The following is a 20,389-nucleotide window of genomic DNA, read 5'->3' as shown; positions in this document are numbered from 1 at the left end:
CGCTTATGCGCCTGACGTGAATTCGATGACCTTGCTTTCGAAGCGGATCACGGCTTCGCCATGCTGGTTCTCGCCCTCGCAGAGGAGCGTGTTGATCCTCCAGCCGGGGCGCGAAGCAAGCGCACGGGCTTCGAGCAGGGCGACGGCGTAGGTCACGGTATCGCCGGCATAGACCGGCTTCAGCCATTTGAGATTGCGGAAGCCGGGGGAGGGGCCGAGCCTCGGCGCCCGGAGCCCCTCGGCCGCAAGACGCCCGGCCTCGTCATTCCAGAACTGCACGAAGCACTTCATCCATCCGGCGCTGGTGTGCCAGCCGGAGGCGCAAAGACCGCCGAAAAGCGAATGCCTGGCCTCCTCCTCGTCGAGATGGAACGGCTGCGGATCGAAGTCGCGGGCAAAGCGGATGATGTCTTCTGCCGCAAAGGTCAGACTGCCGATCGCGACCTTGCGGCCGGCGGCGTAAAGTTGCTCCAGAGTCGTCATGGCCGCATGCCCCCATCACGGCGGCGAATGATGATCGAGGCTTCCGAGACCGCAACCGCTTCGCGACGCTGGTTGGTAAGCTCGCTGCGGAATTTCACAAAGCCGATGCCGGCTCTCGACGTCGACGGGCGCGATTCCATGACCAGACTGAAGCCTGAGAGCACGTCTCCGGCCAGAACCGGTTTCTTCCAGTCCATGAAGTCGATCCCGGGCGACCCCTGCGAGGCGGACCGCCCAAGAAAGGCATCGATCATCATCCGCATGCCGATCGCGCTCGTGTGCCAGCCGGAAGCGGATAGGCCGCCGAGAATGCTGCGCCGACCGGCCTCCTCGTCGAGATGCATCGGCTGAGGATCGAATTCACTGGCGAAGGCGATGATGTCGGCAGCCCGGATTGCGATCGGCCGGTAGTCGAAGCGCCGCCCCGGCGTGAAATCCTCGAAATAGAGCATCGCGGGCTCGGTGCTCATCGGATGTCAGGTGTTGAAGCGGAAGTGGATGACGTCGCCGTCCTGGACGACGTATTCCTTGCCTTCGTCGCGCGCCTTGCCGACCTCCTTGGCGCCGGTTTCGCCGCCGAACGCAATGAAATCGTCATAGGCTATCGTGTTGGCGCGGATGAAGCCGCGCTCGAAATCCGAGTGGATGACACCGGCCGCCTGCGGCGCCTTGGTGCCGCGCGGAATCGTCCAGGCGCGGGCTTCCTTGGGGCCGACGGTGAAATAGGTGATGAGATCGAGCAGCTTGTAGCCCGCACGGATCAGCCGGTCGAGGCCAGCCTCTTCGAGACCGAGGGCGGAGAGGAACTCCCTGGCTTCCTCCTCCGGCAATTGCGCCACCTCGGATTCGATCGCGGCCGAGATGACGACCGTTTCGGCTCCCTGGGCCTTGGCCATTTCCTCGACCGCGCGGGTATGTTCGTTGCCCGTGGCGGCGTCGCTTTCGGCGACGTTGCAGACATAGAGGACCGGATGGGAGGTGAGGAGGTTCAGGCTCTGCAGGATCCGTACTTCATCGGCAGCAAGCTTCTCCAACAAGGTCCGCACCGGCTTGCCTTCCTGCAGAAGCTTCAGAGAGGCTTCCATGATTGGAAGCTGAGCCATGGACTCCTTGTCCTTGCCCGTCGCCCGCTTGCGCGTCTGCTCAGTGCGCCGCTCGAGGCTTTCGAGATCGGCGAGCATCAGTTCGGTCTCGATGGTCTCGGCGTCCTCTACCGGATGGATGCGGCCCTCGACATGGGTGATGTCGTCATCCTCGAAGCAGCGCAGCACATGCACGATGGCATCGACTTCGCGTATATTGGCGAGGAACTGATTGCCGAGACCTTCGCCCTTGGAGGCGCCGCGCACGAGGCCGGCGATGTCGACGAAGGAGATGCGCGTCGGGATGATCTCCTTCGACTTGGCGATCGCGGCAAGCTTGCGCATGCGCGGGTCGGGCACGGCCACTTCGCCGGTGTTCGGCTCGATCGTGCAGAACGGGTAATTCGCCGCCTGTGCCGCCGCCGTCTTGGTGAGCGCATTGAAGAGTGTCGATTTGCCGACATTCGGCAGCCCGACGATACCGCATTTGAAGCCCATGGCTGAAACCTGTCGTTTTCGAATTTCTTGGGCGTGGCTATGGGATAAAGGAGCGGAGCGGTCAAGCCTTCGTGCATGCGGAGGTTTCGCTTACAGCGCCGCGCGTCTTGTCGGACGCGCAAATGTCGCTGTGGTACTTTGAACTGCTGCATGCCTTCACCCAGAACTGGGTTCAAGCTGACATGCAGGAGGCTTGAATACCGTTGCCTGGCGCGCAATAGTGGACCCGCGATCGCCGCTGCCTTTTCCATGTCATCAAAGGGTGTTCCGATGAGTGACAAGGACGTTGTCGTAAGACGCAGAACCCGAACGAAGCCAAAGCTCGAGCGACCGAGGCTCTACAAGGTCATTCTTGTCAATGACGACTACACGCCGCGCGAAATCGTCGTCATGGTGCTGAAGGCGGTGTTCCGCATGAGCGAGGAGACCGGCTACCGCGTGATGATGACGGCGCACAAGCTTGGTACTTCCGTCGTCGTGGTCTGTGCCCGGGACATCGCCGAAACCAAGGCGAAGGAGGCGACCGACCTTGGCAAGGAGGCGGGCTTCCCACTCTTGTTCACCAGCGAACCGGAGGAGTGAGATTCGGCGGGGTGACAGCGCCGCGCGTCTTTTCAGACGCGCAAAGGTCGCTGTATCTTCTTGAACCTGCACATCGCGCTTTCCGAAAATCGGGTATGATTTCGGGCCGATGCGCCAGGGGAAGGTGCGACCCTCATTCATTCCTTTATTCGTCACAGGGAATAAGTCAGACGATATCCGTCAATCGTCCTTCGAGCCGAACATCTTCTTCAGCATCTCGGCCATCGGGCCGGTTTTCGGGAGCTTCTTCGGCTGGGCCGCATTCCGGGCCTGGTGGATGTGGGATCGAGCCGCCTGCTTCTTTGTTACCTCCGGCTTTTCCGCCTCCGGATTTCCGCCGAGCGCGAGCGCGACCTTGTTCAGAAGCTGCGAATCCTCGCCCCTCACCAGCATGTCGGCGTTGTCAGCGATTGTGTCGAGGAGGGGCGAAAGCCAGGCTTGATCGGCCTTGGCAAAATCGCCGAGCACATGGGCATGCACGAGATCCTTCACGCCCGGATGGCCGATGCCGAGGCGCAGGCGGCGATATTCCTTGCCGCAATGCGCGTCGATCGACTTGATGCCGTTATGCCCGCCATGCCCGCCACCGACCTTGATCCGCGCCTTGCCGGCAGGGAGATCGAGCTCGTCATAGATGACGATGATGTCCTTCGGCGAGAGCTTATAGAAGCGCATGGCTTCGCCCAGGGCCTCGCCGGAGACATTCATGAAGGTCTGAGGTTTCATCAACAGCACGCGTTCGCCGGCGATCTCGCCTTCGGCGATCTCGGCCCTGAACTTCTTCGACCAGGAAGAAAAACCCTGCCGCCGTTGGATGGCATCGACTGCCATGAAGCCGATGTTGTGACGGTTGCCCGCATATTTCGGGCCCGGATTGCCAAGTCCCGCAATGATCAGCATGCGGTCAAACTCCTAGTGTTTCAAGCGGTTCAGAGGGCATGCACTGCCCCTCCTCCGGCTTAGCGGCCACCTTCGCCCCGCGGGCGTGAGAGGGCTAGTCCTCGGGTTAAACCCGAGGAGAGGGGCAACCGCTCACCGTTAGCCCAGCGGCTAACGGACAATCTCAGCATTCCCGCTCACTCCACGCAAAACCACCGCTGTCCGGGCAAGTCAACCCTATTTCGCCGTCTGCCGGACGCTGTTTGCGCGCAGGCCATAACGTTCGAAGATCCGGTCCTGTGTGCCATCGGCGATCAGACGGTTGAGCTCCACCTGCATGCGCGTGACGATCTCTTTCGGCATGTCCTGGTGGCAGGCAATGCCGTATTGCTTCCCGTCAAGCGTGAGCGCCGCTTCGACCGGCGCGCCGCCCGTTTGCATGGCCTCAAAGGTCTTCTCCGAGGTCATCATCAGGTCGACGCGGCCGGCGACGAGCTTCTTGAGGGTGGAATCAAGCGTGGCGGCATAGTCGATCCGCTGAAATCCATGCTCCTTTAGGTAGCTGGCGGAAAAATCCTCGCGCTGCGTCCCGACGACGAATTGCTTCGCCTCTTCCAGCGATTTTGGCGCGGCGGCGCCATCCTCGCGGCGCACCATGACCATCCGGTCGATCAGAAGCGGCTCGATCCACTGGAATTTTCTGTCCCGCTCGGCGTCGTGCCCGGTGGTGAAGACGCAGTGAAAAGGCTGGCGTTCGGCAAGCGCAAAGGCCCGAGGCCAAGGCAGGACCTCGATGTCGTAAGGTAGATCGACGGCCTTCATAATCAGGGCGACCTGGTCGACCGAGGCACCGCTCGGACCCTCGTCGCTCAGGTAATTATAGGGTCTGTATTCTTCGGTGAGGAAATGGATCGTTTCGGCGTGCGCCGTGGCGGGCAGGTTGAGCAGGATTGCAAGGATCAGTTTCTTCACGCCGTGTTTCCTTTCGTCTGGCCTACAGAGCGGTGCGTCCTTTCGGACGCCAGGCTCCGGACACCATGCGCGCGGTAACTGCGTACTTAGCCTGAGCTTAGATCGCTGCGCTCGTCTTCGCCTCCGATTCGTTCTCCAGCATCGTCAGCATGTCGCTGATCGGCATGGGCCGGCTGAAGAGATAGCCCTGGCCATAATCCACACCGAGCTTGCGCAGGAGTTGCCATTGCTCCTTTACTTCGATGCCCTCGGCCACGACCGTGCATCCCATCTGATGCGAGATGGTGCGAATGCCTTTGACAAGCATACGGCTCTTGCGCCTGACGTCCCCGGTACTGGAGCTGAGCGATCGCGTGAAAGACTGGTCGACCTTCACGATATCGACCGGGAAGCGGTTGAGATAGCTGAGCGACGAATAGCCGGTGCCGAAATCGTCGAGCGCGATGCGGCAACCGAATTCCTGGAGCTGTTTCAGGACCGCATGGACTTCGGGATTGTCGAGCATCAGCACCGCTTCTGTGATTTCGACGACGATGCGGTGCGGCGAAATGTGATGCTTCAGCAGGAGTGCCGCCATCTTGTGGGGCAAAGTGAATTCGAACTGCAGCGGCGAGAAATTGACGGCAAGGTAGGTGTCCTGGGTTCCATCGAGCTTGGAGATCGTCGCGAGGTGGCGGATCGCCTTTTCCAGCACGCGGTCGCCGATGCGGCCGATGGTGCCCGTTTCTTCCGCAATGTTTATGATCTTGCCCGGCGGCAGGAGGCCCTTTTGCGGGTGGTCGAGCCGCATCAGCGCCTCGAAGCCGACGATCTGGCCGTCGCGGAGGCTGACGATGGGCTGCAGCCATGCCTCGAACCAGTCTTCCTTGAGGCCGGCCTCGATGAATTGCTCGATCTCGTGGCGCTCGCGTGCCGCGTCGAGCATGCCGGCATCGAACATCCTGAGCCCGTTCTTGCCGTCGCGCTTGCGTGCATACATTGCCATGTCGGCCTTCAGCAGCAGGTCGGCGGCGCTTGCGGCATGGATGGGATAGGCCGAAATGCCGACGCTGGCGCTGACGGACAGCTCGTTGCCCGCGATCGGCATGGGTTCACGCAGCGCAGCGCAGATCCGCTCGCCGATCTCCCCGGCAAGCGCGATAACGTCCGTCGACTGCACCAGAATGGCGAATTCGTCGCCGCCGAGCCTCGCAAGCACGTCCTCCGGGCCGAGAGCACCGGCGATCCGCTCCACCGTCTGGCGCAGTACGGCATCGCCGGCGGCATGGCCGAAATTGTCGTTGATCCATTTGAAGCGATCGAGGTCGATGAAGAGGCAGGCGAGTTGCATGCCGCATTGATCGGCGCTCAGAATCGCCTCGTCCAGCGCGCTCTCGAAGCCCTGCCGGTTGAGGAGGGCGGTCAAGTGATCGGTGATCGCCTGTAAGTGGTTGCGGCTTTCGGCCTGCTTCAGCGCCGTCACGTCGGTCATTACCGAAAGCGAAGTCTCGCCGCCGTTCGTTTCGGCTTCCAAGATCAGAACGGTCATGAGTTCGCCGTCCGCCTTGCGGAAGGGCAGCGTGACCTCGCTGATGGTGTGGCTTTCCTGCGTGCCTGGCCGTAAACGAAGGCGGTAGGCCTCCCGCCAGTGCGGATCGATGAAATCGGTGAAAGTCCGGCCGATCACGGCATCGCGGCTATAGCCCGTTGCCAGAAGCCAGTAGTCGCTGACCGCCGTCAAGCGTCCTTCAGTGTCGAGCGAGAAGAGCATCGCCGGTGTCTGGTTGTAGGTCTCCGTCGCCCGGGCATGCGCGGTCTTCAGCTCCGTTTCCTCGCGCTCGAGCCGGTCCTGCATCGCGTTGAAATTGACGGCGAGCGCGCCCATTTCGTCGTGCGAATTCCAGTCGACCCTATGACGCGAGCCGAGGCGCCGCGTCGCTTCGATCGCCGCCGTCAGCCGCATCAGCGGCCGGACCACGGTGAGACGGTTGCCGATCAAAGCTGCCGTGAAGACAATGGCTACGGCGACGAGCAGGATGCCGAGAACGGCCCATTCGTCCCTGCTGAAACGCGAAAGCATGCCGGATGCGGGAACGAGGGTTTCCAGCGTGCCGACGATTTGGGTGCCGTTCACGGCCTCGTAGCTAATGGAAGTTCTCAGAGCATGGGTGGTGGGCGCATCGGGGTGCGCCGCGGGCAGCCGCGTCAGGACCTTGCCCGCGGTGTCGCGAATAACGACTGCGCGGATGTCGCGCGCGTTCATCAGCGATCGCGCAATCCGCTCGATGCCGTCCTGATCGAAGTCCCATATCGGCTTGCCAAGTGCCTCGCTGCTGGCTTCCATCAGCAATTCGATGTTGTGCAGGCGCTCCCGTGCGATCCGGTCGCCGGACATGGTCAGGAAGAGCATCAACAGGGGCGCAACGAACAGGAGCATTGCGCCGCAGACGATTGCGATAAACCGGTTTTCCACCGAGGGCATCATGAGATGTTCCCGCCGGTGAATACTCTTACTCTCTGCATTCGGATTCTCTTGGACTGCCACGCTATGCTCCCCCGCGTGCAGCACACCATCAAATCCTTAAATGTTGCTGACCTTTCAGGCGACGTGCAGCCCTTGAGGACAGAAAAACCCGCCCCATGAGGAATGGGGCGGGTCTGGAAGTATTGCATGTCGAAGGGGTGCAGCGTTTTGGGCAGCGACATGCATAAAACAAGGGCCTGAAGCGCGTCGCACGAGTACGTCCGATCGCGACGCGCTTTAGTTCAGAAGCCTGAAATCAAGCCTCTGCTTCGCCTTCGACTTCCGTCTCTTCGGCTTCCTGTACACGGCCGGTGATCGTCGCGATCGTGAAGTCGCGATCGGTGATGACCGGAGTCGCGCCAGCCGGGAGCTTGACGTTCGAGATGTGGACGGTGTCGCCGATGTTGAGGCCGGTGAGATCGACGGTCAGGAATTCCGGGATGGCCTCAGCGGAAACGTTAAGTTCGACTTCGTGGCGAACGATGTTGAGAGCACCGCCCCTTTTGAGGCCCGGGGACTTCTCTTCATTTTCGAAGTGAACCGGGACCTGGACGGACACCTGGCTGCCCTTCGAGACGCGCAGGAAGTCGACGTGCATGGTGAAGTCGCGGACCGGATCCAGCTGGTAGTCCTTCGGCAGGACGCGGATCTTCTCGCCATTGACGTCGATCGTCGCAACGGTGGTCATGAAACCGCCGGCGTGGATCTTCATCGTCACGTCCTTGGTGGACAGCGCGATCGAAAGCGGGGGCTGCTTGTCACCGTAGATGACAGCCGGGATAAGACCGTTGCGGCGAAGTTCGCGGGAGGACCCCTTACCAACCCGTTCGCGCGTCTCGGCCTTGAGCTCGTAACTCTGGCTCATGGATAGACCTTTCTGGTTATTTGGAGAGTTCATCCGTCAAAGGGCCAAAGCCCGGGGCGGAAAAACCTGGAGCCGCATGGCGGCGCCATCCGCGTTGCCTCCAAGGGTGTCTGCGCGGACGCGCGGTGCATAGCGGAGAACGGGCTGAAATGCAAGGCGGGCACGGTTCTTATGCATTCCGCCGGGCGAAACGGGCAAGCGCCAGCATAACGCCGCCGGCAATCAGGCCCCAGAAGGCACCGGAGACGCCGGCGAAACTAACGCCGGATGCCGTAACCAGGAAGGTGATGGCGGCGGCCTCGCGGGTATCGGCTTGCGCAAAGGCGGCCATGGCGGAACTCGAAAAGGCGCCGATCAGTGCAAGTCCGGCAACGGCCTCGATCAGCACCGGCGGCGCGAGGCCGACAAAGGTGGTGACGATACCGGCGAACAGGCCGAAGATGATATAGGTGATCCCGGCATTGACCGCCGACCAGTAGCGCCGGTCGCGATCGGGATGCGAATCGGCCCCGGCGCACATGGCCGCGGTGATTGCCGCCAGATTGACTGCATGACCGCCGAAGGGCGCGCTCAACAGCGAAAAGAGCCCGGTCGTTGCAAAGAGGGGTCCGGGGTTCGGGTGGAAGTCGTTGACCTTGAGCACGGCAATGCCGGGAATGTTTTGCGATGCCATCGTCACGATGAAAAGCGGCAGCGCGATGCTGACCACGGCCGCAGCGTTGAAGACGGGCGGGACGAGCTCCAATCTCGGAATCAGGGCCGACGAGAGTTCGGCGAGTGTGCCCTCCGGCACATCGATGCCGAAGGCGATGACGAGAACGAAGGCAAGCAGCGCCGCCGGCACGGCATAGAGCCTGTTGACGCTTCCGACGACCGCCCAGGCAAGGACGATCGGCAGTCCGAAGAGTGGGTTGAAGGCGATCGCCTTCACCGGTGCGAAGCAGAGGCCGATCAGCACGCCGGCAAGCATCGCGTTGGCGAGCGCAGCCGGGATGGAGGACACCAGCCGGGCGAGCGGCTTCCAGAGACCGGCCAGGACGATGAGCAGGCCGCAGAGAAGGAAGGCGCCGACGGCGGCACTGAAACCGCCTTCGACGGCTCCCGAGCTTGCCAGCAGGGCCGCGCCGGGTGTCGACCAGGCGATGCTGACGGGAAGCCGTGTGGCGAGGCTGATGACGATCGCGCAGGCGCCCATTGAAATCGAAAGCGCCATGAGGCCGGAAGCCGCCTGGACCTCGCTTGCGCCGACGCCGGTGAGGCCGTGCAGCACAACGGCGAAGGAGCTGGCGAATCCGACAAAGGCGGTCAGCATGCCCATGAAGAGGCTTTGCGCGGAAAAATCACGAAGCATGGCGGAGAACCGGATCCTGCGGGCGAGTCGCGAAAAATCGTGCTGACCGAGTAGCATATCGGCCGGTGCGGCGATACCGGCTGCCGTCGTCCTTCGCTGCGCGACTTTCGTTCGGCTGGACCTTGCCGGCGATCGCCGGCTATAGTGCCGGCAAATGCAGCAGCGCCGAGCAGGGGAGGTCGGGGCAATCTGCCAAGTCGCGGCCGCTTTCAGGGAGGGAGCGAATGCCTGCAGCCACGGATCATTCGGAACATGTCTACCGGATCGCGCACCAGCCATCGGCTGCCGCGAGCTCGCCGGTTGCCGCCTCCTGGCGGCGCTGTATGACCCTTCACGGGCTGGCACCCGAGGAGGTACGGCAGCCGTGGCGCCTGTCGGAGAGCGAGTTTCTCGAGGCGCGCGAACGCGCCGGCGTTCTGATCGCGGAAGCGGCCGGTGAGCTCGATCGATTATTCACGTTCATCGGCAAGGCGGGGTGCTGCCTGCTGCTTACGGACAGAAACGGGGTCGCGCTCGAGCGGCGTGGTGCGGTCGGGGACGACGCCGATTTTCGCGGGGTCGGCCTTTGGTCCGGCACGGTGTGGAGCGAGGCGAGCGTGGGCACGAACGGCATCGGTACGGCGATCGTGGACGAACGCTCCGTCATCATTCATCGCGATCAGCATTTCTTGAGCAGCAATATCGGGCTCAGTTGCGCGACGGCGCCGATCCGTGACGAGGCGGGGCGTCTGGCCGCAGCGATCGATATTTCCACTTGCCGTGACGACGCCTCCGAGGCGACGCTTTCAATTCTTTCCCAGGCCGTGCGTGACGCCGCCGCGCGCATCGAAGCGAACCTCTTCCGACGCGCCTTCGCCGGTGCACGCATCGTGCTCGTACCGGTCGATCGCGCCGGTCCCGCACTGCTTGCGGTCGACCGCCACGATCTGGTGCTCGGCGCAACGCGGGCGGCGCGGCAATGGCTGGGGCTCGACGACAGGCGCATCGCCGCCGGCGTCCCTGCTTCCGACCTCCTGGATGAGGAGGCGCCGCGCGGCGGTGGTGAACTGCCGGATGCCGAACGCGCCGCCCTTCGCCGGGTCCTGTCGCGCACCAACGGCAACGTCTCGATGGCCGCCGATCTCCTCGGCATCAGCCGCGCCACGCTTTACCGTAAGATGAAACGACTTTCGCTGAACTGAGCATTTGCTGCGCTGCAGCACGGGTTTTAGCTTCTAGCTGTCTCACTTCTGAGACACACGGCCTTGCGGGCAGTCGCGGCGGCCTATCGCACCTTCCCTTTCGGCTTCACCCTTCCTCTCACAGCAATCGGAGTGCTGTTCGTTTCCAAGGGAGGAAGTCATGCTGCATCAGAAGATCGTCGAGAGCCCGTTCAAGGCGAAATACGGAAACTTCATCGGGGGCGAGTGGCGCGAGCCGGTCTCCGGGCGCTATTTCGAAAACACGACGCCGATCACCGGCGGCACGATTTGCCAAGTCGCCCGTTCGGATGCGGCCGATATCGAACTGGCGCTCGATGCGGCCCACGCCACCAAGGAGAAGTGGGGCCGGACCTCGACCACCGAACGCTCCAACATCCTGATGAAGATCGCGGCGCGCATGGAGGACAATCTGGAGCTCCTGGCGCGGGCCGAGAGCTTCGACAACGGCAAGCCGATCCGCGAGACGATGGCGGCGGACATTCCGCTGGCGATCGACCATTTCCGCTATTTTGCCGCCTGCATTCGCGCGCAGGAAGGCTCGATCGGCGAGATCGATCACGACACGATCGCCTATCATTTCCACGAGCCGCTCGGCGTTGTCGGCCAGATCATTCCCTGGAACTTCCCGATCCTGATGGCCGCCTGGAAGGTGGCGCCGGCGCTTGCCGCCGGCAACTGTGTCGTGCTGAAACCCGCCGAGCAGACGCCGGCCTCCATTCTCGTGCTTGCCGAACTCATCGCCGACCTCCTGCCGCCGGGCGTGCTCAACATCGTCAACGGCTTCGGTCTCGAAGCCGGAAAGCCGCTCGCCACCAGCCCTCGCATCGCCAAGATCGCCTTCACCGGCGAGACGACCACCGGCCGGTTGATCATGCAATATGCCAGCCAGAACCTCATCCCGGTGACGCTGGAGCTTGGCGGCAAGTCGCCGAACATCTTCTTTGCCGACGTGCTCAACGAGGAAGACGATTATTTCGACAAGGCGCTCGAGGGCTTCGCCATGTTTGCGCTCAACCAGGGCGAGGTCTGCACCTGCCCGAGCCGTGCGCTGGTTCAGGAAAGCATCTACGACCGCTTCATGGAGCGGGCGGTCAAGCGGGTCGAGGCGATCCGCCAGGGCAATCCGCTCGATCCCGCGACGATGATCGGCGCGCAGGCCTCGAGCGAACAGCTCGAAAAGATCCTCGCCTATATCGATATCGGCAAGCAGGAAGGGGCCGAAGTGCTGACGGGCGGAGCGCGCAACGAGCTCGAGGGCGAGCTTGCGGGAGGCTACTACGTCCAGCCGACCGTGTTCAGCGGCCACAACAAGATGCGTATCTTCCAGGAGGAAATCTTCGGGCCGGTCGTATCGGTGACGACCTTCAAGACCGAGGAGGAGGCGCTGGCGATCGCCAACGACACGCTCTACGGCTTGGGTGCCGGCGTCTGGAGCCGAGACGCCAACCGTTGCTACCGCTTCGGCCGCGACATCCAAGCCGGCCGCGTCTGGACCAATTGCTATCATGCCTATCCGGCCCACGCGGCATTCGGCGGTTACAAGCAATCGGGCATCGGCCGCGAGACGCACAAGATGATGCTGGAGCATTACCAGCAGACGAAGAACATGCTGGTGAGCTACAGCCCGAAGGCGCTCGGCTTTTTCTGATCCTCGATCATGCGATCCCGGCGTGGCGATCGCCGATGATCCTCCCGGCGGGCTCCCGGTACCAATCGGGGGCCTGTCGGGCGTCTACGGCGCCGCGCGTCTTATCAGGCGCGCAAGATCGCTGTGAATTTTTGAATCTGCGCATCGGGCTTTCCGGGTCCGAATTTCGGGCCGAGGCACCAGGGGGGATAAAGTTGACGGAAACAGATCACCAGCCGTGCGTGCTTGCGACCGAGGCGGCCATCGACTTGATCCGCGAAATCCGCCGCGATCACCCGGAGATACTCTTCCATCAGTCGGGAGGCTGCTGCGACGGCTCCTCGCCCATGTGCTACCCGGCCGACGACTACATCGTCGGCGACAATGACGTGAAGCTCGGCGAGATCGATGGCGTTCCGATCTATATCAGCGCCAGCCAATACCAGGTGTGGAAGCACACCCAGCTCATAATCGACGTGGTGCCGGGCAGGGGCGGCATGTTCTCGCTCGACAATGGCCGCGAGAAACGATTCCTCACCCGTTCGCGGCTCTTTGGCGGCGGCGAGGCATGCGCAGTGCCGCCATGTGGATTGCCTCGCCGCGGGGGGTAGTCTGCAGCGGGTGGAGTCTGAAGCCTTTGCCGCCGCTCTCGACTGTTGGCCGATTAGGGGCATTCCCGCCAAGCCCGAGGGGTGGCTTATGACGGCCGCCCGGCGGCGGCTGATCGACGCTGCGCGCCGGGCGGAGACACGCGCGCAATCCGTGGCTCATCTCCAGCTGCTCACGGAGGAACTTCACGACATTGAAGACGGGAGCGGCATCCCCGACGAACGCTTGAGACTGATGTTCACCTGCGCTCATCCGGCCATCGACCGGCCTATGCGCAGCCCCTTCATTCTCCAGACCATCCTTGGCTTCGATGCCGCAACCATCGCTGCCGCTTTCCTGGTGCCGCCAACGACAATGGGGCAGCGGCTTGTCGCGCCATCGTGATCGCCGCTGGACAGAGCGCCGAAAAGGGTTTGGCCGCTCTCGAGCGCATCAGCGACGATCAGCGCCTATTCCAATATCAGCCCATTTTGGCCGCGAAGGCAGAATTGTTGAGCCGGTGCGGCCATCTGGCGGCAGCCAAAGAGGCCTATGGGCGCTCGATCGAAACTGAATCTGATCCGACTGTCCGTCGCTTCCTGGTCAAGCGGAGCCGCGATTTAGGACCGGTCCATTCGCCAGATGTATGATAGGGCCTGCTCTTCATAGGTTGCCGAGTCGCTGTATATCCCTCCCACCCTGGAATATGCCGAGGCGCACCGTTGGCTGGCACTCAACCTCTGGCTGGGCTGGGAGTTCTGGCACGAACCGGTGAATCCCAACCGCGCAAGAGCGCTTGCCGAAGCACAGCAGGCTGTCGAACTCGATCCCAACGATGCCGGGAAACGATGGGTATTGGGCGTCATATTGGGGCATGAGGGTCGCTTGATGGAATCGGATGCCGAATTCGATGCCGCCCACAAACTGGACCCCAACCACGCTGACGCATGGGCGATGCAGGCTGAACTGACGACGGAAAAAGGCCGGCCTGCCGAAGCCATAGAGCAGGTGTGGAAGGCACTCCGGCTCAACCCGCACCCGCAAGGTCGGTACCACTGGATGTTGGGCCAAGCCCAATATGCGTTCCGCGACTACGAATGCGCGGTCCAAACACTGCGCAGGCCCGAAACTATCGCACGACGTCACGACGTGCTCGCGCTCTCGTGGCAGGTCTAAGCTGCGACAATGGAGGCGCATCATTGAGCGTTCTGAAGCGCGGCTTTGGAGCTAAGTTTGACTTGGCTCAATGCACTGCCACCTCCCAGCTGGTAATCTGCTTTGCTGTAAGTGGTGCCGCACCGCTTTGTCCTCGCGTACAGGAGAATTGCCAGCATGAGCTATCACTTCAGCAAGATCGTGGACCAGAGCTTTGACGCAGCGGTAAAGCGCGTTGGCGATGCCCTGAAGAAGGAGGGCTTCGGAATCCTGACCGATATTGATGTTAAGGCGACGTTGAAGAAGAAGCTGGATCTCGAATTTAGGAATTACCGCATTCTAGGTGCGTGCAATCCCTCCTTGGCACACCAGGCGCTTCAAGCGGAAGACAAGATCGGCACGATGCTGCCATGCAACGTCATCGTGCAGGAACTCGACGATGGCAGGATTGAGGTCTCTGCTGTGGATCCAGTTGCGTCGATGCAGACCGTCGGAAACCCCAACCTGCTGGATATCGCCCGCACCGTGCAGACGAAGCTCAAGGCGGTCATTGCCGCCCTTTAAGCATCACATCTCGGTCAGGCTCGCTCGACCCGCAAGGAACAAACAAAAATGAGCATCAGAAATCACATCACGCCTTTCGTCGCAGCGAGTGCAGCTCTAACGCTCGTGCCCAGCGGGATGCTGGCGCAGACACCGGCAGACGCCGACAGGTATGCTTATGGTCCCCACATGATGGGATGGTACGGAATGATTTTCGGTCCGCTGTTCATGGTCCTGCTGCTTGCGGTCGTGATCGCGGCGGTAGTGCTCCTCGTCCGCTGGGGCGTCGGATCATGGCCGGCTCCGCCGCCAACGCTCACGCCGCAAGGCCGTACGCCGCTCGATATTCTCAAGGAGCGCTTCGCACGCGGGGAGATCGACAAGAACGAGTTCGAGGAACGACGCCGCGTCCTCGGCGAATGAGTTGTGCCGCGTTTCTGGCTGTATGGGGACATCTCCTCGTCGGCCACGACGAAGAATCCTTCGTGATTCCTCCTGACTGACTGCCGTCTGGCTGGCGTGGGTGCATGCGCTGATGCCGCGGCGAGGGACGTGGCATGCCCCTGCGCCTGTTTAATGCGATATTTATCACGCCTCTTCTCTCTTCAACTTTGATCCCAGCCGCCGCTCAAATGAGCGGCAAAGCCTCTTCACGGGGCAGTTCGACGCAGCCGAGATCGGAATTGATGATTTCCAGGCGATGCGATCTCCGGACGAGCGCTATCGCACCGCGCCGTTGCGGGCGCTGTGGAACATGGAAAAGATCCACAAGGGAGGGTTCTACCATGACGGCCGGTTCGCGACGCTCGAGGACGTCATCAGGCATTACGATCGTCACCTCTAACTCGATCTCACCGATGAGGAGACGAGCGACCTGATCGAATACCTGATGTCGATCTGACCGCTGTTCGACGGCGTTGGCACGTCTCGAATTTAACGGGGAGGCAAGACCATGAAAAAGGATCGCAGTCAGATGGGTAAGACCCCGGCGGAAGGACGCTCAAGCCAAGCGGTATCCCGGCGGAAACTCTTGAAAGTGACGATGGCCGGAGCTGCGGTTGCCGGCGCAGGTGCGCTTGCTTCATGCATGACGCGCCAGCCCGTCGCACGCGGCGCTGGAAGTACGCCGAAATCTGTGGCGCGCTATCGGGATAGGCCAAATAGGGGTCGGCGGTGCGGCGGGTGCGCTCACTTCCTGGAACCGAATGCATGCGAAATCGTTGCGCGTGAAATCAGCCCCAATGGCTGGTGCCGCTTTTATGAGCCACGGCCGGCCTGAGAAAAAAGACGAGCCCGCTGAGCAGGAGGGTAGATATGATTACGCGCGCCGCATTGCTGACGAGCATCTTCCTGTTCTCCGCGACGGCATGGGCGCAACAGGAAGGCGTTCTCCACAGCGTGCAAGCAAATGTCTTCAGGCCGAAACATCAGCCCTTCAGCGAGGATATCCTGAAGCGGCTCAAGGTGCCCGATGGCTTCCAGGTCAGCGTTTTTGCCCGTGACCTCGGCAATGCCCGCATGATGGCGGTGGCGGAAGACGGCACCGTTTACGTGACGCGACCTGAGGAAAAGGACGTGATCGCCCTTAAGGACGGCGATTCAAAGCCGCGCGTGGTGGCATCCGATCTCGACGGCGTCCACGGCGTCGCCATCCGAGATGGTCGCATCTACCTGGCCACCGTCCATGCGGTGATGGCGGCCGACCTGAATGCAGATGGCACGATCGGCAAAATAGAAACGGTGGTCGACGACCTGCCCGACGGCGGCCAGCACGGGCGGCGAACGCTCGCCTTCGCCCCGGACGGAGCGCTGCACATCAACATTGGCAGTTCCTGCGACGCCTGCTTCGAAAGCAGCGATGAGAAGGCTGCCAACCTCCGCCTGGACCTCAACAGCAAGAGGCGGACGGTGTTCGCGAAGGGCTTGCGGAACATGCGAGGCTTCGATTGGCATCCAGAAACGGGTGTGATGTGGGGCCTCGACCATGGTGTCGACCATCTTGGCGATGACCTGCCCGGCGAGGAGTTGAACAAGATTGAAGAGGGCGTGCATTACGGCTGGCCCTTCTGCTATGGCGATCGGCAGCCCGACTGGGTGAGCTTCACCATGCCGGAGGGCGCGCCCAAGGACGAGTTCTGCAGCACCAAGACCGTCGGGCCGGCACTGACGTTCGACGCCCATGCCTCCGTGATCAACATCCGCTTCTACGATGCGGAGCAGTTTCCGGAGGAATACCGCAACGATGCCTTTGTCACGCTGCGCGGCTCGGCAAACCGGGCGGATCCAGCCGGCTATAAAGTGGTGCGCGTCAACTTCGACAAAGGCGAGCCAACCGGAACCGAAGATTTCTTGACCGGCTTCTTGAGCGATGACCGCAAGATGGAGTTCGGCCGCCTCGCCGGGCTGGCGATAGCGCCGGACGGTTCATTGCTGGTGTCCGAAGACACCAACGGGGTGATTTTTAGAATCACCTATAGGGCCGGTGCAAACTGAACCGAGTCCAATTCGATCCGTGCTCGGCAACCTGCTCTCCGCCAGGACATTTCGCGCCTGCAGCGGTACTAAAGTCACAAGAATTTATTTTTACGCCGACCCATTCCCGCAATAGGCTCAGGTGCGTAGGCAGCATGTAGAGCGCAGCGTCAAGCCATACGGCAGCATTGCGTATCCCCAAGGACGCAAGTCTGTCTGAGGCGATCGGCTCAAAATTTCAAGATGCGGCCTCAGTCGAACAGGCTCGACACCGACTCTTCCTGGCTGGTGCGGCTGATCGCTTCCCCGATCAGGGCGGCGGTGGAGATGACGCGGACATTGTGGGCCGATTGCACCGCCGTCGTCGGCTGGATGGAATCGGTGATCACCAGTTCCTTCAGCATGGAGGAGGTGACGCGCGCGACGGCGCCGCCGGAGAGGACGCCGTGGGTGATGTAGGCGGTGACGCTGGTGGCGCCGTTCTTCAAGAGCGCTTCGGCGGCGTTGCACAGCGTGCCGCCGGAATCGACGATGTCGTCGATCAAGATGCAATCCTTGCCGCCGACGTCGCCGATGACGTTCATGACTTCCGATTCACCGGGTCGATCGCGACGCTTGTCGACGATCGCGAGCAGACAGTCGAGCCGTTTGGCAAGGGCGCGGGCACGCACGACGCCGCCGACGTCCGGCGAGACGACCATGACATTGTTGAGATTGTAGTTTTCCTTGACGTCGCGCGCGAGGATCGGGACCGCATAGAGATTGTCGGTCGGGATATCGAAGAAGCCCTGGATCTGGCCGGCGTGGAGATCGAGGGTAAGGACGCGGTCGGCGCCGGCTTCGGTGATCAGGTTGGCGACGAGCTTGGCGGAAATCGGGGTGCGCGGCCCGGGCTTGCGATCCTGCCGGGCGTAGCCGAAATAGGGAAGTACGGCGGTAATACGGCGGGCGGAGGAGCGGCGAACCGCGTCGATCATGATGAGCAGTTCCATCAGGTGATCGTTGGTCGGGAACGATGTGGACTGGATGATGAAAACATCCTCGCCGCGCACGTTTTCGCCGATTTCGACGAAGATCTCCTGGTCGGCGAAACGCCGGACCGTGGCTTTGCCGAGTGGCAGGTTGAGATAGTTGCAGATCGCTTCGGCCAGCAGCCGGTTCGAATTGCCTGCGAAAACCTTCATTGACGGTCCGCCTTGCGCTGGCGCGGTCGCCATCCGGGGCCAGTCCGGGACGGCTTGTTCCGCGCAGATTCCGAGAGCCATTCCGATCGCGGGCAATCGCTGCGGACGGCCGCTGTCAGACTGATCGGCCGCTTTTTAGCGTCCTTGAGGTCGAATGCAAGGGGGATTGCTACGCCGCAGGGGCCGTTATCCTAAAATCTTTGAAATCTGCCCGCCAGGATCACCGTGATTATGGGCCGGTCGGCCCGAAATCATAGAACATGATCAATTTAGCGATTTAGAGCGGGAAGCCGCGCAACTCTTCCTTAACCCGCTCTGGAGCGACGCCATTCGAGATAGGCGCCGATCGTCTTGTCGGCGATGGCCTGCATCGTCTCGGGCGGCACTGCACTCCAGGGTTCGGCTGCGCTTGCCGCGACCGTGTCCTGTCCCTGGATGCGATGCAGGCGGTTGCCGCTGCCGTCGAGAATGTCCCAGACATAGACGACGGTGGTCTTGCCGCCATCGTTGAGTGCCGAGAAATAGCCCTTGAGGATGTGGTCGCTCGTTGTGTCGCTGGAGCTCTTGATAGCAAGCCCCTCCGCACGGGCCGTGGCTCCGAGCTGCCTGGAGAGCGGCGTCACTGCCTGAACCGGCGCACCGATGATCGGCAGGAAACGGATGCCGCCGGAGCCGGAAGCAGCGGCTCCAGGCGAGGCGGCGGCGTGCTGGGTCTCTGCCGTCGCAGCCGCTGCCGTTTCCGTGGGAGCCGGGCGAGCAGGCTCCTGCGGCTTAGGCTCGCCCTGCGCATGCCGTATCGACGGCTGCGTGGTCTGGATCGGAGCTGCGCCTTTTGCAAGTCGGTCTGCCTGTCCCCCGAGCGTGCCCGCGGGATCCGTGTAATCGGCATAATCGGTCGCGTATTGCGTCGGCGGGCCTGAGACATGCGGCTGCGCGGAGAAGGCCGCAGTACGGCTCGGCGGCACGCTTTCCACCGGCATCACCGCCGTTTGCGCCGACATGGTATCGAGGTCGGACTGCGTCACCGGCGGCGAGCGGAAGTTTCCTTCGCCGACATCCACCTGCGGAATAAGGGCATCCGTCGTGTTGCAGCCCGCAAGGGCCGCGGCAAGACCAAGGCTTGCGATCGGCATCATCTGCTTTCGCATCATTCCTAGCGTCCCGGCTTGAATTCTCGCGCAGGACGCAGCCGGAAGACCGCGCTGCCTACGCTTCGTTTCATTTCTCGCCGAGGATCATAGGGCCAATTTCTTACGCAGAAATGAAGTCCAGGCCGAAGCGCGAAAGCGCGCGTGGCTCGCTTGCTGTCGTCAGATAGGTCTGGCCGAGCGTCATGGCCGTTCCGCTGTCGGAATCCATGATGATCATGTGCACGAAGAGCGACATGTCGGGCTCGATCTCCTGGGGATTGCCGGCGTGGAACATCTGGTGCTCCATCCAGGACGGCGAGAAGCGCGCGCCAAGTGAGTAACCGCAGGCGTTCAGGCGGTGCCTGGCGAGACCGCGCTCGTCCATGATCCTCGAGTGAACGTCGAAGACGGTCCCGAAGGTGTTGCCCGGCCGGAGTACCATTTCGATCGCCTGGATCGTTTCGCGGCAGGCGCTGTAGAGTTCGCGGTGGCGATTGGTCGGCTCGCCGATCACGACCGTGCGCATCATCGCCGCGTGGTAATGGGCGCTGACGCCGGCCCATTCGAGCGTCAGCTGATCATTGGCGTCGAGCGTGCGGCGGCCTGCCTTGTAGCGGCAGAGCAGAGCATCGGCGCCGGAACCGATGATGAATTCATTGGCCGGGTAATCGCCGCCGCCGGCAAAAACCGCACCCTGCATGGCGGCAAGGATGTCGGCCTCCCTGCCGCCGGGCCGGATCAACGGCAGCGCCGCGTCGAGCGCGTCGTCGGCGAGGCTCGCCGCCTTCTCCACATAGGCGATCTCGGCCGGGCTCTTAATCAGGCGCAGTCGGCTGACGAGCAGCGACGCGTCGACGAGTTCGCCGAAGGTGGAGAGCTGGTTGTCGACGAGCCGCGCCGTCTTGCCGGTCATGCCGTGGGTGTCATATTCGACGCCGATGCGGGAGCCGAGCAGGTCGAGTTCGCTCAGCAGGTTCTTCAGGTCCACGGCGGGATCGGCATTGACGCGGTCGACCCAGATCTCGATCCGCTCGATATTCGACGTGTGGCGCGCCTGCCGCAGATCCGCCGAGCGGGTGAGCAACACCATCTCCCCATCGCGCTTCACGACCAGCGTCTGGAAAAAGCAATAGCCGAAGGTGTCGTAGCCCGTCAGCCAGTACATGCTCTCTTGCGCGAAAAGGAGCAAGGCGTCGAGCTTTTCTTCCTGCATCCGGGCCGTAAGCCGGGCCAGGCGGCTGGCATATTCCTCCTCGGCGAAGTGAAGCGCCAT

At 62.2% G+C, this 20,389-nt stretch carries 21 protein-coding genes; 10 read left to right on the top strand and 11 right to left on the bottom strand.

The window, feature by feature from the left end:
* Positions 1-3 precede the first annotated feature (3 nt).
* Genes SJ05684_RS11505 through ychF form a run of 3 tightly spaced genes read right to left on the bottom strand, consistent with a single transcriptional unit; the run spans position 4 to position 2,063 of the window.
* Positions 4-483, bottom strand: coding sequence for a MaoC family dehydratase (locus SJ05684_RS11505; protein WP_034851485.1), 480 nt, complete (start codon positions 481-483; stop codon positions 4-6).
* Positions 480-935 (bottom strand): MaoC family dehydratase, encoded by a 456-nt coding sequence (locus SJ05684_RS11500; RefSeq protein ID WP_034851524.1) that lies wholly within the window; start codon positions 933-935, stop codon positions 480-482. The genes SJ05684_RS11505 and SJ05684_RS11500 overlap by 4 nt, the downstream gene beginning before the upstream one ends.
* Before the next feature lie 24 nt (positions 936-959).
* Positions 960-2,063: a redox-regulated ATPase YchF gene (gene ychF / locus SJ05684_RS11495; RefSeq protein ID WP_034851483.1), complete on the bottom strand. Its 1,104-nt coding sequence runs from the start codon at positions 2,061-2,063 to the stop codon at positions 960-962.
* Between the two features lie 270 nt (positions 2,064-2,333).
* On the opposite strand from ychF, the gene clpS reads away from it, so the two are divergent.
* Positions 2,334-2,645, top strand: coding sequence for an ATP-dependent Clp protease adapter ClpS (gene clpS / locus SJ05684_RS11490; protein ID WP_034851481.1), 312 nt, complete (start codon positions 2,334-2,336; stop codon positions 2,643-2,645).
* A 180-nt stretch (positions 2,646-2,825) separates the two neighbouring features.
* On the opposite strand, the gene pth is transcribed toward clpS, so the two are convergent.
* The 5 genes from pth to SJ05684_RS11465 all read right to left on the bottom strand — a co-directional run bounded on the left by pth (position 2,826) and on the right by SJ05684_RS11465 (position 9,215).
* Entirely contained in the window at positions 2,826-3,545 is a 720-nt protein-coding gene (pth, locus tag SJ05684_RS11485) for an aminoacyl-tRNA hydrolase (RefSeq protein WP_034851479.1), read from the bottom strand.
* Positions 3,546-3,761: 216 nt separating this feature from the next.
* Positions 3,762-4,496, bottom strand: coding sequence for a substrate-binding periplasmic protein (locus SJ05684_RS11480; RefSeq protein WP_034851477.1), 735 nt, complete (start codon positions 4,494-4,496; stop codon positions 3,762-3,764).
* 97 nt (positions 4,497-4,593) lie between these two features.
* Entirely contained in the window at positions 4,594-6,960 is a 2,367-nt protein-coding gene (locus SJ05684_RS11475) for a bifunctional diguanylate cyclase/phosphodiesterase (RefSeq protein WP_034851475.1), read from the bottom strand.
* Between the two features lie 295 nt (positions 6,961-7,255).
* Positions 7,256-7,864, bottom strand: a complete 609-nt coding sequence (locus tag SJ05684_RS11470) for a 50S ribosomal protein L25/general stress protein Ctc (protein WP_034851473.1) — start codon at positions 7,862-7,864, stop codon at positions 7,256-7,258.
* Between the two features lie 169 nt (positions 7,865-8,033).
* Complete coding sequence (locus tag SJ05684_RS11465) at positions 8,034-9,215, bottom strand: benzoate/H(+) symporter BenE family transporter (protein ID WP_034851522.1); 1,182 nt, start codon at positions 9,213-9,215, stop codon at positions 8,034-8,036.
* Between the two features lie 224 nt (positions 9,216-9,439).
* Here SJ05684_RS11465 and SJ05684_RS11460 point away from each other — a divergent pair, with 224 nt between their 5' ends.
* From SJ05684_RS11460 to SJ05684_RS11415, 9 genes are all read left to right on the top strand, one after another.
* On the top strand, positions 9,440-10,396 hold the full coding sequence (locus SJ05684_RS11460) for a helix-turn-helix domain-containing protein (RefSeq protein ID WP_034851471.1): 957 nt from the start codon (positions 9,440-9,442) through the stop codon (positions 10,394-10,396).
* Between the two features lie 160 nt (positions 10,397-10,556).
* A complete protein-coding gene (adh, locus tag SJ05684_RS11455; RefSeq protein ID WP_034851468.1) occupies positions 10,557-12,065 on the top strand; it encodes an aldehyde dehydrogenase in 1,509 nt (502 codons plus the stop codon).
* Between the two features lie 194 nt (positions 12,066-12,259).
* Complete coding sequence (locus tag SJ05684_RS11450; protein ID WP_034851520.1) at positions 12,260-12,655, top strand: DUF779 domain-containing protein; 396 nt, start codon at positions 12,260-12,262, stop codon at positions 12,653-12,655.
* An 88-nt stretch (positions 12,656-12,743) separates the two neighbouring features.
* Positions 12,744-13,037 carry an RNA polymerase sigma factor gene (locus SJ05684_RS30010; RefSeq protein ID WP_050979917.1) on the top strand — a complete coding sequence of 98 codons (294 nt, stop codon included), beginning with the start codon at positions 12,744-12,746 and terminating at the stop codon, positions 13,035-13,037.
* Positions 13,038-13,403: 366 nt separating this feature from the next.
* Positions 13,404-13,808 carry a tetratricopeptide repeat protein gene (locus tag SJ05684_RS11430; RefSeq protein WP_157211944.1) on the top strand — a complete coding sequence of 135 codons (405 nt, stop codon included), beginning with the start codon at positions 13,404-13,406 and terminating at the stop codon, positions 13,806-13,808.
* Between the two features lie 156 nt (positions 13,809-13,964).
* Positions 13,965-14,351 carry a DUF302 domain-containing protein gene (locus tag SJ05684_RS11425; protein WP_034851459.1) on the top strand — a complete coding sequence of 129 codons (387 nt, stop codon included), beginning with the start codon at positions 13,965-13,967 and terminating at the stop codon, positions 14,349-14,351.
* A 48-nt stretch (positions 14,352-14,399) separates the two neighbouring features.
* Complete coding sequence (locus tag SJ05684_RS11420; RefSeq protein WP_050979916.1) at positions 14,400-14,753, top strand: SHOCT domain-containing protein; 354 nt, start codon at positions 14,400-14,402, stop codon at positions 14,751-14,753.
* Positions 14,754-15,030: 277 nt separating this feature from the next.
* Positions 15,031-15,174 carry a hypothetical protein gene (locus SJ05684_RS29620; RefSeq protein ID WP_157211943.1) on the top strand — a complete coding sequence of 48 codons (144 nt, stop codon included), beginning with the start codon at positions 15,031-15,033 and terminating at the stop codon, positions 15,172-15,174.
* A gap of 470 nt (positions 15,175-15,644) precedes the next feature.
* A complete protein-coding gene (locus SJ05684_RS11415; RefSeq protein ID WP_034851455.1) occupies positions 15,645-16,823 on the top strand; it encodes a PQQ-dependent sugar dehydrogenase in 1,179 nt (392 codons plus the stop codon).
* A gap of 230 nt (positions 16,824-17,053) precedes the next feature.
* Here the strand turns inward: SJ05684_RS11415 and SJ05684_RS11410 are convergent, their stop codons facing one another.
* The 3 genes from SJ05684_RS11410 to SJ05684_RS11400 form a co-directional block, all read right to left on the bottom strand.
* Positions 17,054-17,986: a ribose-phosphate pyrophosphokinase gene (locus tag SJ05684_RS11410; protein WP_034851454.1), complete on the bottom strand. Its 933-nt coding sequence runs from the start codon at positions 17,984-17,986 to the stop codon at positions 17,054-17,056.
* Between the two features lie 305 nt (positions 17,987-18,291).
* Positions 18,292-19,134 (bottom strand): hypothetical protein, encoded by an 843-nt coding sequence (locus tag SJ05684_RS11405; protein ID WP_034851514.1) that lies wholly within the window; start codon positions 19,132-19,134, stop codon positions 18,292-18,294.
* 103 nt (positions 19,135-19,237) lie between these two features.
* Complete coding sequence (locus tag SJ05684_RS11400) at positions 19,238-20,389, bottom strand: M24 family metallopeptidase (protein ID WP_034851452.1); 1,152 nt, start codon at positions 20,387-20,389, stop codon at positions 19,238-19,240.

It is taken from the genome of Sinorhizobium sojae CCBAU 05684 (genome assembly GCF_002288525.1).
GTDB lineage: Bacteria > Pseudomonadota > Alphaproteobacteria > Rhizobiales > Rhizobiaceae > Sinorhizobium > Sinorhizobium sojae.
This window is presented reverse-complemented; position numbering and strand designations above follow the sequence as displayed.

Coding starts and splice junctions, on each gene's coding strand:
- SJ05684_RS11505 (WP_034851485.1), bottom strand. CDS start 483: ATGACGACTCTGGAGCAACTTTACGCCGCCGGCCGCAAGGTCGCGATC.
- SJ05684_RS11500 (WP_034851524.1), bottom strand. CDS start 935: ATGCTCTATTTCGAGGATTTCACGCCGGGGCGGCGCTTCGACTACCGG.
- ychF (WP_034851483.1), bottom strand. CDS start 2,063: ATGGGCTTCAAATGCGGTATCGTCGGGCTGCCGAATGTCGGCAAATCG.
- clpS (WP_034851481.1), top strand. CDS start 2,334: ATGAGTGACAAGGACGTTGTCGTAAGACGCAGAACCCGAACGAAGCCA.
- pth (WP_034851479.1), bottom strand. CDS start 3,545: ATGCTGATCATTGCGGGACTTGGCAATCCGGGCCCGAAATATGCGGGC.
- SJ05684_RS11475 (WP_034851475.1), bottom strand. CDS start 6,960: ATGATGCCCTCGGTGGAAAACCGGTTTATCGCAATCGTCTGCGGCGCA.
- SJ05684_RS11470 (WP_034851473.1), bottom strand. CDS start 7,864: ATGAGCCAGAGTTACGAGCTCAAGGCCGAGACGCGCGAACGGGTTGGT.
- SJ05684_RS11465 (WP_034851522.1), bottom strand. CDS start 9,215: ATGCTTCGTGATTTTTCCGCGCAAAGCCTCTTCATGGGCATGCTGACC.
- SJ05684_RS11460 (WP_034851471.1), top strand. CDS start 9,440: ATGCCTGCAGCCACGGATCATTCGGAACATGTCTACCGGATCGCGCAC.
- adh (WP_034851468.1), top strand. CDS start 10,557: ATGCTGCATCAGAAGATCGTCGAGAGCCCGTTCAAGGCGAAATACGGA.
- SJ05684_RS30010 (WP_050979917.1), top strand. CDS start 12,744: ATGACGGCCGCCCGGCGGCGGCTGATCGACGCTGCGCGCCGGGCGGAG.
- SJ05684_RS11425 (WP_034851459.1), top strand. CDS start 13,965: ATGAGCTATCACTTCAGCAAGATCGTGGACCAGAGCTTTGACGCAGCG.
- SJ05684_RS11420 (WP_050979916.1), top strand. CDS start 14,400: ATGAGCATCAGAAATCACATCACGCCTTTCGTCGCAGCGAGTGCAGCT.
- SJ05684_RS29620 (WP_157211943.1), top strand. CDS start 15,031: ATGCGATCTCCGGACGAGCGCTATCGCACCGCGCCGTTGCGGGCGCTG.
- SJ05684_RS11415 (WP_034851455.1), top strand. CDS start 15,645: ATGATTACGCGCGCCGCATTGCTGACGAGCATCTTCCTGTTCTCCGCG.
- SJ05684_RS11410 (WP_034851454.1), bottom strand. CDS start 17,986: ATGAAGGTTTTCGCAGGCAATTCGAACCGGCTGCTGGCCGAAGCGATC.
- SJ05684_RS11405 (WP_034851514.1), bottom strand. CDS start 19,134: ATGCGAAAGCAGATGATGCCGATCGCAAGCCTTGGTCTTGCCGCGGCC.
- SJ05684_RS11400 (WP_034851452.1), bottom strand. CDS start 20,389: ATGGCGCTTCACTTCGCCGAGGAGGAATATGCCAGCCGCCTGGCCCGG.